Source organism: Magnetospirillum sp., assembly GCA_027532905.1.
Taxonomy (GTDB): domain Bacteria; phylum Pseudomonadota; class Alphaproteobacteria; order CACIAM-22H2; family CACIAM-22H2; genus Tagaea.
Window position 1 is genome coordinate 321,330 of the sequence record JAPZUA010000001.1, and the last position, 13,771, is coordinate 335,100.

The following is a 13,771-nucleotide window of genomic DNA, read 5'->3' on the forward strand; positions in this document are numbered from 1 at the left end:
AAACTGTCATAAAACCGTAACATAAGCGGCGCTAGGCCGAAAGAGCAGTGATTTGAGGGAGAAGAAAACCATGACGTTCATCCAAGTGCGCTTGGGCGTGATCGCGGTTGCTATGCTCGCATCTGTGGGCCCGTTTGTGTCGCGCGAAGCCGCGGCACAGGATACGTGCTCCAATCGCGGCCAACTCGACACGCTGTATTGCGACGCCAACAACGATCTTGTTGCTGACCTCCCGGCCACCAACCGTCAACGCGATCCCTCGACGATGATCTTTGCCTATACGCCCGTCGAGGACCCAGCCGTCTATGCCAACATTTTTAAGCCCTTGATGGACTATTTGGGTACATGCACGAGCAAGCGCTGGGTGTATTTCCCAGTTCAGTCGAATTCCGCCCAAATCGAGGCGATGCGCTCGGGCCGCCTGCATGTGGCCGGTTTCTCGACGGGCCCAACAGGCTTTGCCGTGAATATCGCAGGTGCGGTGCCGTTCGCTGCGAAGGGTTCGAACGAGGGTGTGCGGGGGTACCATCTTCTGGCCATCGTCAAAGCCGATTCGCCGTTCCAGAAATTGGCCGACCTCAAAGGCCGCAAAGTGGCACACACATCGCCGTCGTCGAACTCAGGCAATCTTGCGCCGCGCGCCCTTTTCCCGGCAGAGGGTCTGACCCCGGGGACCGACTACCAGCCGATCATGTCGGGCGGGCACGACCGTTCGGTGTTGGGCGTCAACACAGGCGACTACGACATGGGTGCCGTTGCGTCCGATGTTTTCGATCGCATGGGCAATCGCGGCACCGTGAAGGCCGACAATTTCCGCATCATCTACAAGAGCACGGTCTTCCCGACCTCGTCCTTTGCCCACGCGCACGACCTTGCGCCGACCCTGGCGGCGAAGGTCAAGCAATGTTTCTACGATTTCAAATTCCCGGCCGAGATGGTCAAGGAGTTCAACGGCGACGACCGCTTCTTGCCGATCACGTACCTGAAAGATTGGGCGCCTGTGCGCGAGGTCGCCGAAAAGACCAATACCCCCTACAACCGAGCTGCGTATGATGCCGAAGCGCGGCGTGAGGCCGAAGCCGCCGCGCGCCGTGCCGCACCGCCGGCAGCGGCGCCAGCACCTGCCGCTCCGGCACCCGCAGCCCCACGGCCGTGAGGGTTGCCGAACGAGAGGGACGGCCGCACGCGGTGAACCGCGACGTTGCGATCCGTGCTTTGCGCAAAGAATATCGCGCAGGCCAGCCGGTTCTGCGCGACGTTTCGGTGACAATCGCCGGGCGCGGACTGACGGCTATCATCGGCCCGTCGGGGACCGGCAAATCGACGTTGATCCGCTGCATCAATCGTCTCGTCGATCCGACGGCGGGCGAAATCCTTTTCATGGGGCGCGATCTTGCGACCCTCAAAGGCGCCGAGTTGCGCGCCGCACGCCGCACCATCGGCATGGTGTTTCAAGAGTACAATCTGGTCGAGCGGCTGTCGGTAATCGAGAACCTGCTGTGCGGCCGGCTCGGCTATATCCCGTGGTGGCGTGCGATGCTGCGCCGCTTCTCGGCCGAAGACGTGGAACGCGCCTTTGCGCTTCTCGATGCCGTCGGCTTGGGCGACATGGCGACGCGCCGGGCCGATGCGCTTTCGGGCGGCCAGCGCCAGCGGGTCGGGATTTGCCGTGCGATCATGCAGAATCCGGATTTAATTCTGGCCGACGAACCGACCTCCTCGCTCGATCCTAAAACCTCGGTCGAAATCATGGAGATTCTCGAAAAGCTGGCGGCTGAGCGCGACATTCCGGTTGTCGTCAATATCCATAACGTCGATCTCGCCAAGCGTTTTGCCGACCGCATCATCGGGATGTCCAAGGGTGCGATCGTGTTCGACGGCAATCCGTCGGCGCTGGAGGAGCGACACCTGATCGAAATCTACGGCGGCAAGGATTGGCTGCAGGAATGAGCGCTGTCGGAGCCGGTCGTACCCTGCGCGATGCGTTTCCGACCAATTGGAAGGTGCGCGCGCTCTGGCTAGGGCTTGTGCTCTACGTCGCGCATGCGGCAGGCATTTTGCAGATCACTTGGGCGCGCTTTGTCATCGGACTCGATCAAGGCGAACGGTTTCTTGGCCGCATGTGGCCGCCAAACGTCCAGGCACAGAAAGTCCAGCTTATCGTCGATGGCATGCTCGAGAGTCTTCAGATCGCCGTGCTGTCGACAGCGTTTGGGGTGTTGCTGGCGCTGCCACTCGGACTGCTTGCGGCGCGCAATTTGACGCCAGCATGGGTATCGTGGGCGGCGCGCGCGTTCATCGCGCTCTTGCGCACGTTCCATCCGGTGATCGTTGCGATCCTGTTCGTCAAGGCGGTAGGTTTTGGTGCGCTTGCAGGCGTACTCGCACTCGTCGTTGCCTCGATGGGCTTTGTGGGAAAACTCTTTGCCGAAGCGATAGAAGAAATCTCAATGAAACAGGTCGAGGCCGTACGCGCTACGGGCGCCGGCTTCCTGAGCGTGCTGATTATGGGCGTGCTGCCCCAAGTCATGGCGCGCTTCGTCGGTTTCGTCATCTACCAGCTCGATTCCAATCTACGGAACTCGACCATGGTCGGCATCGTCGGCGGCGGCGGCATTGGCGCGACTTTGTTCACCGCGTACCAGCGCTTCGACTACGACGTTGTGCTGACCATTCTTCTGGCGATCATCGCCATCATCATGCTGTTCGAAGTGGTCTCGACACGCATTCGCCGGGTGTTCCAGTGAGTGCGGCCGTCGGCACCGGAATTTCCCGCGTGTGGCAGCGCTTCACGCCCGCCGAGCGGATGGCGCGCTATGCCGTCTATGTGGCGAGCGTCATGGCCATCCTTTGGTCGTTGCGCACGATCGAGGTGATCCCGGAGTTTCTCTACGACGCGCCGGCACAGTCCGCCGATCTGTTCCAGCGCATGTGGCCGTTCGACTGGCGCTTTTGGCCGACCGTGTGGACCGGGCTGGTCGAAACGCTGCATACCGCGACGCTCGGAACCTTGATCGCATTGGTGCTGGCTGCACCCGTGGCGCTGCTGGCTTCCCGCACCATCACGAAGTCGGTGTTGCTGAACCAATTTGCCAATCTCATTCTCGTGTCTTCGCGCTCGGTCAATTCGCTGATATGGGCGCTGCTGTTTGTCGCAATCTTTGGCCCCGGCGCATTGGCGGGCACGCTCGCGATCGCGTTTCGCTCCATCGGATTTGTCGGCAAGCTGTTGAGCGAGGCGATCGACGAAACGCATGTCGGGCCGATCGAAGCGCTGACCGCGACGGGCGCTTCGCGGCCTGCCATTCTGCTCAAAGGGTTTTGGCCGCAGGTGGAGCCGTCCTTCTGGTCGGTGGCGCTGTTCCGGTGGGACATCAATGTTCGGGAAAGCGCCGTGCTGGGGCTGGTGGGTGCGGGCGGCATTGGCGTAGCCCTCGATACTGCAATCAGCAATCTCTATTGGGACCAAGCCGGGCTGGTGCTTGCCACGATCTTCGCCGTGGTCGTGCTCACCGAGATCGTCACGTCCCGCATTCGCTCGAAGATCATCTAGGGCTAACGCGATATTCAAAGAACAGTTTCCCGCGAAGAAAGCGATGAGCTCCAGGCGAAGAGCCCAGCGACGTCGAGGCGGTAGAACTGGTACGGGATCGCGGCGCGTCCATCGTGCAGGTGGAGCGCGGTCTGGCTATCAACGAAAACTTGCTCCGTACACCGACTCAACAGAGGCAACCGAGCCGAAGGGCGCGTTCCCAGAAAAAAGAAAGAGAAAGCTCGAGCATCTGGACATCGAGCCGCCGCGCAGCGAAATCGTGGAGCTATCTAAACAAAAGCCGCGGCTTGCTTCGCGAAGGGGGCTCGGCGACGGCGCCAGATACGTCGATCACCGGTCCCTGTTGGCCGCCGAGCTAGAGAAGATTGCCGATGCGATAGAGAAAATCGAAGCCTATCGAATCGATTACAATGCGAGGCGGCCGTATAGCGCGATCGGCAAATCTATTGCAGACCGCATTGTGCAATCTGCGCCCGCTTTGCAAGCCCCTAAGTCTGAGACGCAAATCTATCGCCTCGCCGCTTCGATCTGGTGCCACTCCCCGACGAAATCGCGTACGACCCGCCCGGCGCCGACGGCCAGAAGCGGGTGTCCTTCGATGGGATGGTGACCTGCGGCATCGACTCCTATGGTCGCTATTCCAGCCGCAACAGAAGACGTAACGCCGACTATCGAATCTTCGTAGGCAAGAGCCTGCCCAGCTTCGACGCCAAGCTGCATCAACCCTTCGGCATAGGGCATTGGGTCCGGCTTGCCGCGCGCCAACTCGTCGCCACTGATCAATGTCTGAAACACGTCGCGAAGCGCCAACCCGGACAGCATGCGCTCGGCATTGGCGCGCGGCGCGTTTGTAACGGCTGCAACGCGGATTCCAGCGGCCAAGATGCGTTCGAGAAACGCGACGAGCCCCTTTGTCGGCGTGAGCGCCGACAGTTTGGTGCGAAAAAGAGATTCTTTGCGCTCCGGCAGGCTTTCGCGAGCCGCTGCGGGCAAATGCGCAAAGTTGCGCAGCACGATATCGACGCTCGTCAGCCCGACGAAATTCAGATCGTAGTGCCTGCGATCCAGCACCATTTCATATTCCGTCAGTATCTCGTTCCAGCTCGCGAAATGAAGGTCTTCGGTATCGACCAGCGTGCCGTCGATGTCGAACAATACGGCCTGGATCGACGGCAGGTAAAAGTTGGATTTTTCGCTCAAGAGACACCGCAATAAAAACCGCCATGCAGGCAGAACTGCCGCACAACACATGTCCGACGCGATCTGAACGCCGATTTCATCTAAGGCCGCACAAGGATTGCGCCCTTTGGATCGAGCATAACGCGCACGCGCGAGCCGACAGGACGAAACTGCGCGGCGCGCGGGACGACGGCGAACAGGTCGCCGAGTGCCGTGTCCACATGGTATTCGACATGCGAACCCATGAACGTCGCACGGGCAACCTGCCCTTCCAAAGCATCTGCAGCCGCATCCGGATCCACGAACGAGATCGCCTCGGGCCGAATAACCAAATCGACTGGACCCAGCGGAAGATCGCGATGCGGCAGCGTCACGAACGCGCGGTCGAGTGCCACGCGTCCGGCAGCGCCGTCCTTTGCATCCAGATTGCCGCGCACATGGTTCGCCTCGCCCATGAACGTCGCAACGAAAACATCGCATGGCGCGTCGTAGAGTTCTGCCGGAGTTCCGGCCTGGGCGATCTCGGCTGCGCGCATCACCACGATCGTGTCGGAAACAGCCAAAGCCTCGCTTTGGTCATGCGTGACGTAGATGGCCGTAAGTCCCAACTTCTGCTGGAGTGCGCGGATCTCTTCGCGCATCGACCGGCGCAATCGCGCGTCAAGATTCGACAGCGGTTCGTCGAAAAGCAGCACGTCGGGCTCGAGCACGAGGGCGCGCGCCACGGCAACGCGCTGCTGTTGGCCGCCGGACATTTCCGAAGGCAATCGCTCACCGTAGCCAGAAAGCCCGACCGTCTCCAATGCCCGCGCCGCCTTTGCCGCCGCGTCGGATTTGTTGAAGCCGCTCGAGATGAGGCCGTACGCGACGTTTTCCGCAACGTTCATATGCGGGAAAAGCGCGTAGGACTGAAAAACCATCGACACGTTTCGCTCGCGCGCAGACAGCCCGGTCACGTCCGCGCCGCCGATTTCGATACGGCCTTCGCTCGGAGTTTCGAGCCCCGCGACCATTCGCAAAAGCGTCGTTTTGCCGCAGCCCGAGGGCCCCAGAAGCGTCACGAGCGTGCCTGGCTTGATCTCCAACGACAGTTTCTTGACCGCAACCACGCTGCCATATCGTTTGACGATACCCTCGAGCCGGACACCGGCATTCTCGCGTTTTACGTCCCTCATGCGCGCACTCCAGCGACTTGCGGTGTCGCACCCGCGGCGCGGCGCCCGATACGACGACGTCCGACCAAAAGCTGTATGAGGCCGATCGCCGCCATCATCAACACGATCAGCACGGTCGAATAGGCAATGGCGATGCCGTAGTCGCCGTTGATCACGCGGTTGATGATGTAGACCGTTGCCATCTCATGCTGCGCCGAGACGAGGAAGATCACGGCGCTCACCGTGGTCATCGCGCGCACGAAGCTGTAGACAAGTGCTGTGACGATAGCGGGCTTCAGCAGCGGCAGCACGACCTTGCGGAGCGTGCGCGCCGTCGAAGCGCGCAAGGTCGACGACGCTTCGTCGAGGCTGCGGTCGAGCTGGCTTATCGCCGCAAGGCCCGAGCGCACGCCCACCGGCATATTGCGGAACACGAAGCAGATGACGAGAATCGCTGCCGTTCCGGTGATCTCGACGGGCGGAATGTTGTAGGCGAGAATATAGGCAACGCCGATGACGGTACCGGGGACGCAGAAGCTAAGCATCAGTGCAAACTCGAGGACAGCGCGTCCAGCGAATCGCTGACGGGCGAGAACCCAGGCCGCGAGCAGCCCAAGTCCCGCCGTGACCGGTGCGGCAAGGGTCGCAAGCTGGATCGTCGTCCAGAACGAATTCCATGCGCCGCCAGACCACACAATGCCGCCGGCCGCGAATTCGAACGAAAAGGCGCGTTGAAAATGCGAGAGCGTCGGCGTCCAGTCGCGACCCCAGACCGTGACAAAGCCGCCTGCCAGGGCCAGCGTATAGACGACAACCGTCAGCGCCGCCCACGGCAACGCCAGCGCAAATGCGACACGGCGGATCGGCGTCGGCAGCGGTGCCGCGAGCCCGGCGTCGCCCTTCCCGGACATCGAGACGTACGACCCCCGACCCACGATGTGCCGCTGCAGGAAGAAGGCGCCGAGTGCATAAACGAGAAGTATCGTTGCGAGCGTCGCCGAACGACCGAAATCGGCCTGGGCACCGACAACGGCGAAGAATATCTCGGTCGAGAGCACGCCGAACGAGCCGCCCAGCACGATCGGGTTGCCGAAATCCGCGATGCTCTCGATGAAAACAATAAGAAAAGCGTTAGCAAGCCCCGGTCGCATCAACGGCAGCGTGACCGTAAAGAAGGATCGCATGCGGCTCGCACGCAGCGTCTGCGAGGCCTCTTCCATCGTCGGCGAAATACCCTCAACGACGCCGATCAGGACAAGAAACGCCGTGGGTGTGAAGCTGAATACCTGCGCAAGCAGTACGCCCTCGAAGCCATAGATCCAACGGCCGAGATCGACGCCGAACCAAGCACTCGCGGCCTGGTTTACGAGTCCCGAACGGCCGAAAATCAGGATAAGGCCGAGACTGATGACAAAGGGAGGGGTGATGATCGGCATTACCGTCAGCATGCGGAGCGGACGTTTGAAACGAAAACCGGTCCGCGTGACGACCAATGCGAATGCGAGCCCCAGCAGCGTGGCGCATGACGCCGTCGATAGCGCCAACACGATCGTGTTCCAAGCGACGCCGCAGTTCGACGACGACACGACGCAGGCAAGGCTCCAGATCTTCGGCGCCAGAAGACGCTCGGCCGTCGCTTGCGCCAACGAGAGCCCTGAGGGCGCGGAGAAAACTTGGCCGAGGAGCGTCGCGACCGGCCACACGGTAAAGAGCGCGATCGACGCGACCAGGATCCCGATACTTGCCGAAACGAACCGATCGCCGCCAAACCGCCCCTTCAGCGCCAGCCCATCCGTTACCATCATCATGAAACCGATGAATGCCAACGCACCGCCCCAGCCGATGCCAAACTGGCGATCGTCCAGGGTGCCAAAGGTGCTTTCGATCCAGTCGTAGCGCCAACCGCGTACGCCGATCAGCCAGCCTTGTGCGGCGAGCATGGCGCACCCGACAAGTCCCGCAGCCAAAAGCCAGTTTGCCCGTTTGCCTCGCGACAGATCGAACACGAAGGCTGGCACTGCAAGCGCGAGTGCTGCGCCGACGGGCCAGAACCACCAGCGCCCGTGTGCTGCAGCCTGCGCGAGGGCGGACGCCGCTTCGACGTCATCCGCAAACGCTGCAAAGTAGCCAGCGAGCGCAAGTTTCTCCTGCGCCATGTGCCACGGCAGCACGGAAAAACCGAGAGCCGCGACAAGCCACCAAACGAAGGCAGGATCGATCCGCTTCATCGTGCGCTTCCTGTTCGCGGCCGAGCGCAGCTGCGCCGACCGACGGCTCTCAGCGCGGCAGCGACCCGATGTCCTTGTCCCACTTCGCCAGCAGACGACGCCGTTCCGACGCCTGGCCGTACTTGACGAAGTCGTACTCGACAAGACGCAACTTCGAGAGGTCGGGCGCATTGGGCGGCAGCGGCGCCGACTTGTTGGAAGGCATCTGCAATTGGCCGGCTGCTTCGAAGCCAAGGCGCTGGGCTTCGGGCGTCAGCGCCCAGTCGTAGAAGCGGCGCGCCTGCGCGATATTGCGCGCACCGCGCACGATCGACATCGACCCGATTTCGTATCCCGTACCTTCGCTCGGCGTTGCCCAGCCGACCGGAAATCCTGCGTTGGCTTCCGTCACGGCATCGTGCACGAACGAAATCGAGACCGCCGTTTCGCCCCGCGCGACTGCCTTGATAGGGCCGGTCCCGGAGCGGGCATATGCGTTGATGTTCTTGTGGAGAGCAGCGAGATACTCGAACGCGTTCGCTTCGCCCATCAACTGCACGAGCGTCGCGATCACGACATAAGCGGTACCCGACGAATTCGGATTGGCGATCTGAACTTCGCCCTTGTAGACGGGCTTCAAAAGATCCGACCAGCTCGAGGGTGCGGGAATGTTTTTCTTGGCGAGCAGTTCTTTGTTGAAACCGAATCCAACGGCGCCCGAATAGATCCCGATCGACCGACCTTTGGATATCTCGTATTGGCGCAACGCCCACGGCTGCAGTTGATCGTTGGCTGCCGACCGGTATTCGACCGTTAGGTTCTCCTCCGCCGCGATCAAATGCGGATCTCCGGTGCCGCCGAACCACACGTCGGTGCGCGGGTTCTGCGCTTCGGCACGCAACTGCGCCAGGGCTTCGCCCGAACCGCGCTGCGTCATGTTGACGGTAACGCCTGTCGCCACCTGGAAGCGCGTGGCGACAGCCTGGCACCACTCGACCTGCACCGAACACGCAAGATTGAGGGTTCCTTGCGCCGACGCGGGGTTTGCCGACACGGCGCACCAGCCAAGCGCCACGACAGTCATCGCAATCGATTTTCTGACCATGATTTCCTCCGCTTCGGAGCCTGCGCGAGTCGCGACACGCTCTCTGTAGTTTTGTTACGTTTTTGACAACGAGGCGCGCGGGTGACCCGCATTTCGTCATAAAACTGTCATAAACTTAAATGTAAGGTCAAAGCAAGCCTATTATTTCGGCAAGCCCGTATTGATCGACAAACGTAATAAAACTAGATTTTAGTGCGTTCGCTGCTCGACCACACGCCAAATCGTGCCAAGATCATCGACCAGCGAGCACGCGAGCCTCGCGCCGAAACAGCGCGCCAAGTGCGTCGGCGGCACGCCGAACCGCGGCGACCCGACGGAGATCACGGTGCACCACCATGTACATGTCTTCGTCGAGCTCGGGGATCGGCTTGGTCAAGCGCACGAGACCCGGCTGGCCGTCACCCAGATGGCAAGGCAGTAGTGCAGCGCCAAGGCCGTCGCTGGCAGCCTGCACGCGCAGTACAGTCTCCGAAACACGCATAATGGTGCGAACGCGGCCTGCGATGGTGCGCGAAAAGCGCGCTTGCGGCGAATCTTCGGACCCGGTTTCCCGCGCGACGTAATCGATCCCGTCGATGCCGTCGCTTTCGCATCGCCCCGTTCGAGCAAGATAGCTTTGCGCCGCATAGACGGCGTTCGCCACGCGCGCCACCTTTCGTCCGGTCAGATCCGGCGCATCGGGGAGACGCAACATGCGCAAGGCGATGTCCGCCTCCCGCCGCGCCAAATCGACGGGCTGGCGCGTGGCCGTAAACACAAGAACAACCCCACCCAGCTCGGCTTCCAGCGCTCCGAAACGACGAACCAGAAACCAGGCGATCGAATTGACCGAGGTGACCACGACGGGCCTGCGCTCCGGCTCGCTGGCGAGTTTCGCGCGGCGCAGGATCGTGGCAGCCCCGTCGTCCATCGCGCGCGCGCCGTCGAGCACTTCGCGCCCGAGAGGCGTCAAACGCAAAGCGTTCGGTAGTCTATCGAAGAGCGGCGCGCCCAGACGCACCTCGAGCGCTCGCACATGGCGGCCGAGCGTGGTTTGGCTGAGTCGGCTCGCTTTGGCGGCCTTCGCAAGGCTGCCTGCGCGCGCGACCGCCAGAAATGCGCGGATATCGTCCCAATCGGTCTCGCTCATCGGCGCCATCGTCGCGCAATCCAAGCGACCAGGGAAGGCCAATGCGGCAAAGGCAAGAGGACGGCTTCGCCGACGCGCGGACAGCCCTGTCCTCCGGGGCCGGTACCTAGATCGAAGAAAGGTGCGTATTTCATGTGCCCGAGCATGCCCGGACCTCGCGCCCTGGCGGCCCCGACAAGTTCGGGACCCTCCCCTTCACAACTGAGGGGCTCGGTGTCGCGATACGGCACTTCGACGCAGTCGGAAGATAGACGACACAGCCGGTCTAGACGCGCAGCGGAAGAGCAGGCATCGACGATCGCGACGTTGCCCGGCGTAGGCGGGACTGCCGTCTTTTGTCGCCGGGCTCAGTCAACGAGTATCCCGTCGGCGACGCATTCTTACAAGCCGACACAAGGCGCGCTTGCAGCGCCTTGAGGCCAGCGCTGCGGCGCGCAAGCCCGCAAAACTGATCCGCAATTGCGAAACGCTGTAGCAACACCGTGTGTCTGGATCGTGCCACGAATGGGCTTGTAGAGGCCTAATTCGTACCCGGTTCCGACCAAGACGCCTTGTGCCTTGGCCTGCAAGAAATGCAGGTTCTCTCGGGAATTGTTGGTCGGAGCGAGAGGATTCGAACCTCCGGCCCCTAGCTCCCGAAGCTAGTGCTCTACCAGGCTGAGCTACGCTCCGACCGATCGGGAGCGCTCGTATAGCGCTCCTCGCCGGGGCGCGCAAGCCTTGCGCTTCGTAAGGGTCTCGGGCTTGGCATGGGGGTTGCTGTACCGAGGGGGCCATGATCGAAAAAACCGCCCAGAGCCCCGCCCAGACACCCCGCGTGTCCCCGCAGATCGCCAGCGCCTTGGCCGAGCCCGCCAAACGCGGCAAGGCCGGCTTCGACGAGCTTTTGGCCATCGCCAATCGCGAAAGTGCATTGAAACCCAACGCCCAAAGCAAAAACTCGTCGGCGACGGGCTTGTTCCAATTCACCGAACAGACCTGGCTCGACCTCGTGCGCAGCCACGGCGCCAAATACGGCATCGGCGATCTCGCCAAAAAGATCGCGAAGAACCAGACCACCGGCCGGAACGAAGTGCCGAGCCAGGAAGACCGGGCGGCAATTCTTGCCCTGCGCAAGGACCCCAAAATGGCGGCCGCCATGGCGGGCGAACTGACCGAGAAGAACCGCACCTCGCTGCAGAAGGTGCTCGGCCGCGAACCCACCTACCAGGAAGTCTACGCCGCCCATTTCCTGGGTGCGCGCGGGGCCATCCGGCTCATCAAAGCGGCGGAAGAATCGCCCGATACGCCCTCCAACAAATTGCTGCCCGCCGCCGCCAACGCGAACCGCGCCGTGTTCCACGACCGCGAAGCGCGCCGCTTCCGCACGGCGGGCGAAGTGGCCCAGCGCCTCGAAGTGGCGCAGACCCAAGCACCTTCAGCCCAGACTTCAGCGCAGCCCGCGAGGCGCGACTATCTCGACGGCATTGCGACAGTGCGGGGATCCCAAGCGCCCGTGCTGTCCTCGCTGCTGCAAGCGCAGCTCGCGAGTTAGGGTTCGCGAGCTAATAGCCGCGCTGGATCGCGAAATCCACGAGTTCGACCAAAGCGCGCTTCTCCGGCCCGTCGGCGAAGATGCCGAGCGCATCGCGCGCGATGCGACCGTAATGGCGCGCCCGCTCAATCGTGTCGTCGAGCGCCCGGTGCTTGCGCATGAGCTCAAGCGCATGGGCGAAATCGCCCTCTTTCTGATCGAGCTCTTCGAGCGTGCGGCGCCAGAACACGCGCTCGCTTTCCTCGCCGCGCAGGAACGAGAGAACCACCGGCAGCGTGATCTTGCCGTCGCGGAAATCGTCGCCGCTGTTTTTGCCCATGTCGGCGCTCGAAGCGCCGTAGTCGAGCACGTCGTCGACGAGCTGGAAGGCGATGCCGAGATTGAGGCCGTAGGTTTCGAGCGCGTCTTCCTCGGCCTTGGGCCGGTCGGCGACGGCAGCACCCACGCGACACGCCGCCGCGAACAAGGCGGCCGTCTTGGCGCTGACGACTTCGAGATAGGCCTGCTCCGAAGTTTCGGTGTCGTTGGCGGTGGCAAGCTGCAGAACTTCGCCCTCCGCGATCGTGGCCGACGCGGTCGAAAGGATGCCGAGCACGGCAAGCGAGCCGTCTTCGACCATCAGCTGGAACGAGCGGCTGAACAGGAAATCGCCGACCAACACGCTCGCCTTGTTGCCCCACAGCGCGTTGGCCGTGGCGCGGCCGCGGCGCAGATCGCTTTCGTCGACGACGTCGTCGTGCAGCAGCGTGGCCGTGTGGATGAACTCGACGCAAGCCGCAAGCTGGATGTGCCGGTCGCCGCGATAGCCGCACATGCGGGCTGCCGCCAGCGTCAGCATCGGGCGCATGCGCTTGCCGCCGGCCGCCACGATGTGGCTCGCGAGCTGCGGGATCAGCGGCACCGAAGAATGCATGCGCCGCAGGATCGCTTCGTTGACCGCTTTGATGTCTTCCGCGCACAACGCGACCAGCGCATCGAGACCGTTTTTCGCGGCCCCGCGCGCGTTGCGCCCACGCTCGCCTTCGAGATTTACGACGACTGCCACCGGCTGCTCCCCCTTGCCGCTTGACGCGGCCTGCTACCGCGACCGAGCATAGGCGCTGAGGCGCAGAATTCAAGTCTCGCCTTCGCCTGCCCTCTTGCCGAAACGCTGCCCCTTTTGAGCGATCCTGCCTTCACCGACGACCGACTGCTCGACGGCCGCGTGGCGCTGCGCCAGAGTGCCGACGGCTATCGTGCGGCCATCGATCCCGTCCTTCTCGCAGCTGCAATCCCATTGTCGATACGCCATGCGCTCGAGCTTGGCTGCGGTGCCGGGGCTGCGAGTCTGTGCGCCCTTGCGCGCCTGCCGGATTTGCGCATCCTCGGCCTCGAACGCGATGCGGGCACAGCCGAACTTGCGCGCACCAACGCCGCAGCGAACGACATGGCCCAGCGCTTCGAAGTCGAGATCGGCGACGTACGCAGCTTCGCAAAAACCGGCTTCGATCTTGTGTTCGCAAACCCGCCCTATCTGCCGCCGCAGCGCGCGCAAGCCTCGCCGCACGCGGCACGCGCGACCGCCAATGTCGAAGGCGATGCGACCCTTGGCCACTGGATCGCGGCTGCCTTGCGCGCCGTGGCGCCGCGTGGGCATGTGCTGTTCGTGCAGCGCGCCGACCGGCTCGACGATCTCATCGCAGGTTTGCACGGCCATGCCGGCGAAATCGTGGTGTTTCCGCTATGGCCCAAAACAGGCGTGCCCGCCAAACGCATCCTCGTGCGTGCGCGCAAAGGTATCGCGACCCCGCTGCGCCTCGCCGCCGGCCTCGTGCTGCACGAAGCCGACGGCAGCTACACGGCGGCAGCCGATGCGGTTCTGCGCGGCCGTTCGGCACTGGCTCTCGATGCACCCGAGCGTGTATAGATAG

At 62.7% G+C, this 13,771-nt stretch carries 12 protein-coding genes and 1 tRNA gene; 6 read left to right on the forward strand and 7 right to left on the reverse strand.

Features of this window, described 5'->3' with window-relative positions:
* Nucleotides 1-70: 70 nt before the first annotated feature.
* From phnD to phnE (O9320_01580), 4 genes are read left to right on the forward strand one after another with little or no spacing between them, the layout of a single operon-like run.
* Nucleotides 71-1,156, forward strand: a complete 1,086-nt coding sequence (phnD, locus tag O9320_01565; protein MCZ8309512.1) for a phosphate/phosphite/phosphonate ABC transporter substrate-binding protein — start codon at nt 71-73, stop codon at nt 1,154-1,156.
* 32 nt (nt 1,157-1,188) lie between these two features.
* Entirely contained in the window at nt 1,189-1,950 is a 762-nt protein-coding gene (phnC, locus tag O9320_01570) for a phosphonate ABC transporter ATP-binding protein (protein MCZ8309513.1), read from the forward strand.
* Entirely contained in the window at nt 1,947-2,747 is an 801-nt protein-coding gene (phnE, locus tag O9320_01575; GenBank protein ID MCZ8309514.1) for a phosphonate ABC transporter, permease protein PhnE, read from the forward strand. Before phnC ends, phnE (O9320_01575) begins: the two co-directional genes overlap by 4 nt.
* Nucleotides 2,744-3,553 carry a phosphonate ABC transporter, permease protein PhnE gene (phnE, locus tag O9320_01580; GenBank protein MCZ8309515.1) on the forward strand — a complete coding sequence of 270 codons (810 nt, stop codon included), beginning with the start codon at nt 2,744-2,746 and terminating at the stop codon, nt 3,551-3,553. The genes phnE (O9320_01575) and phnE (O9320_01580) overlap by 4 nt, the downstream gene beginning before the upstream one ends.
* Before the next feature lie 507 nt (nt 3,554-4,060).
* Here phnE (O9320_01580) and O9320_01585 read toward each other — a convergent pair.
* The 6 genes from O9320_01585 to O9320_01610 all read right to left on the reverse strand — a co-directional run bounded on the left by O9320_01585 (nt 4,061) and on the right by O9320_01610 (nt 10,999).
* Entirely contained in the window at nt 4,061-4,708 is a 648-nt protein-coding gene (locus tag O9320_01585) for an HAD family phosphatase (GenBank protein ID MCZ8309516.1), read from the reverse strand.
* A gap of 125 nt (nt 4,709-4,833) precedes the next feature.
* Nucleotides 4,834-5,907: an ABC transporter ATP-binding protein gene (locus O9320_01590; protein ID MCZ8309517.1), complete on the reverse strand. Its 1,074-nt coding sequence runs from the start codon at nt 5,905-5,907 to the stop codon at nt 4,834-4,836.
* Nucleotides 5,904-8,114: an iron ABC transporter permease gene (locus O9320_01595; protein ID MCZ8309518.1), complete on the reverse strand. Its 2,211-nt coding sequence runs from the start codon at nt 8,112-8,114 to the stop codon at nt 5,904-5,906. The genes O9320_01590 and O9320_01595 overlap by 4 nt, the downstream gene beginning before the upstream one ends.
* Before the next feature lie 49 nt (nt 8,115-8,163).
* Nucleotides 8,164-9,198, reverse strand: coding sequence for an ABC transporter substrate-binding protein (locus O9320_01600; protein MCZ8309519.1), 1,035 nt, complete (start codon nt 9,196-9,198; stop codon nt 8,164-8,166).
* A gap of 232 nt (nt 9,199-9,430) precedes the next feature.
* The gene (locus tag O9320_01605) at nt 9,431-10,327 is read right to left on the reverse strand and encodes a LysR family transcriptional regulator (GenBank protein ID MCZ8309520.1); all 897 of its coding nucleotides are present in this window, start codon (nt 10,325-10,327) and stop codon (nt 9,431-9,433) included.
* Nucleotides 10,328-10,922: 595 nt separating this feature from the next.
* Nucleotides 10,923-10,999 (reverse strand) — tRNA-Pro (locus O9320_01610).
* 103 nt (nt 11,000-11,102) lie between these two features.
* On the opposite strand from O9320_01610, the gene O9320_01615 reads away from it, so the two are divergent.
* Nucleotides 11,103-11,861 (forward strand): transglycosylase SLT domain-containing protein, encoded by a 759-nt coding sequence (locus tag O9320_01615; protein ID MCZ8309521.1) that lies wholly within the window; start codon nt 11,103-11,105, stop codon nt 11,859-11,861.
* A 10-nt stretch (nt 11,862-11,871) separates the two neighbouring features.
* Here the strand turns inward: O9320_01615 and O9320_01620 are convergent, their stop codons facing one another.
* Nucleotides 11,872-12,906 (reverse strand): polyprenyl synthetase family protein, encoded by a 1,035-nt coding sequence (locus O9320_01620; protein MCZ8309522.1) that lies wholly within the window; start codon nt 12,904-12,906, stop codon nt 11,872-11,874.
* Nucleotides 12,907-13,020: 114 nt separating this feature from the next.
* Between O9320_01620 and O9320_01625 the strand changes: the two genes are divergently transcribed.
* On the forward strand, nt 13,021-13,767 hold the full coding sequence (locus O9320_01625) for a methyltransferase (protein ID MCZ8309523.1): 747 nt from the start codon (nt 13,021-13,023) through the stop codon (nt 13,765-13,767).
* Nucleotides 13,768-13,771: the final 4 nt, after the last annotated feature.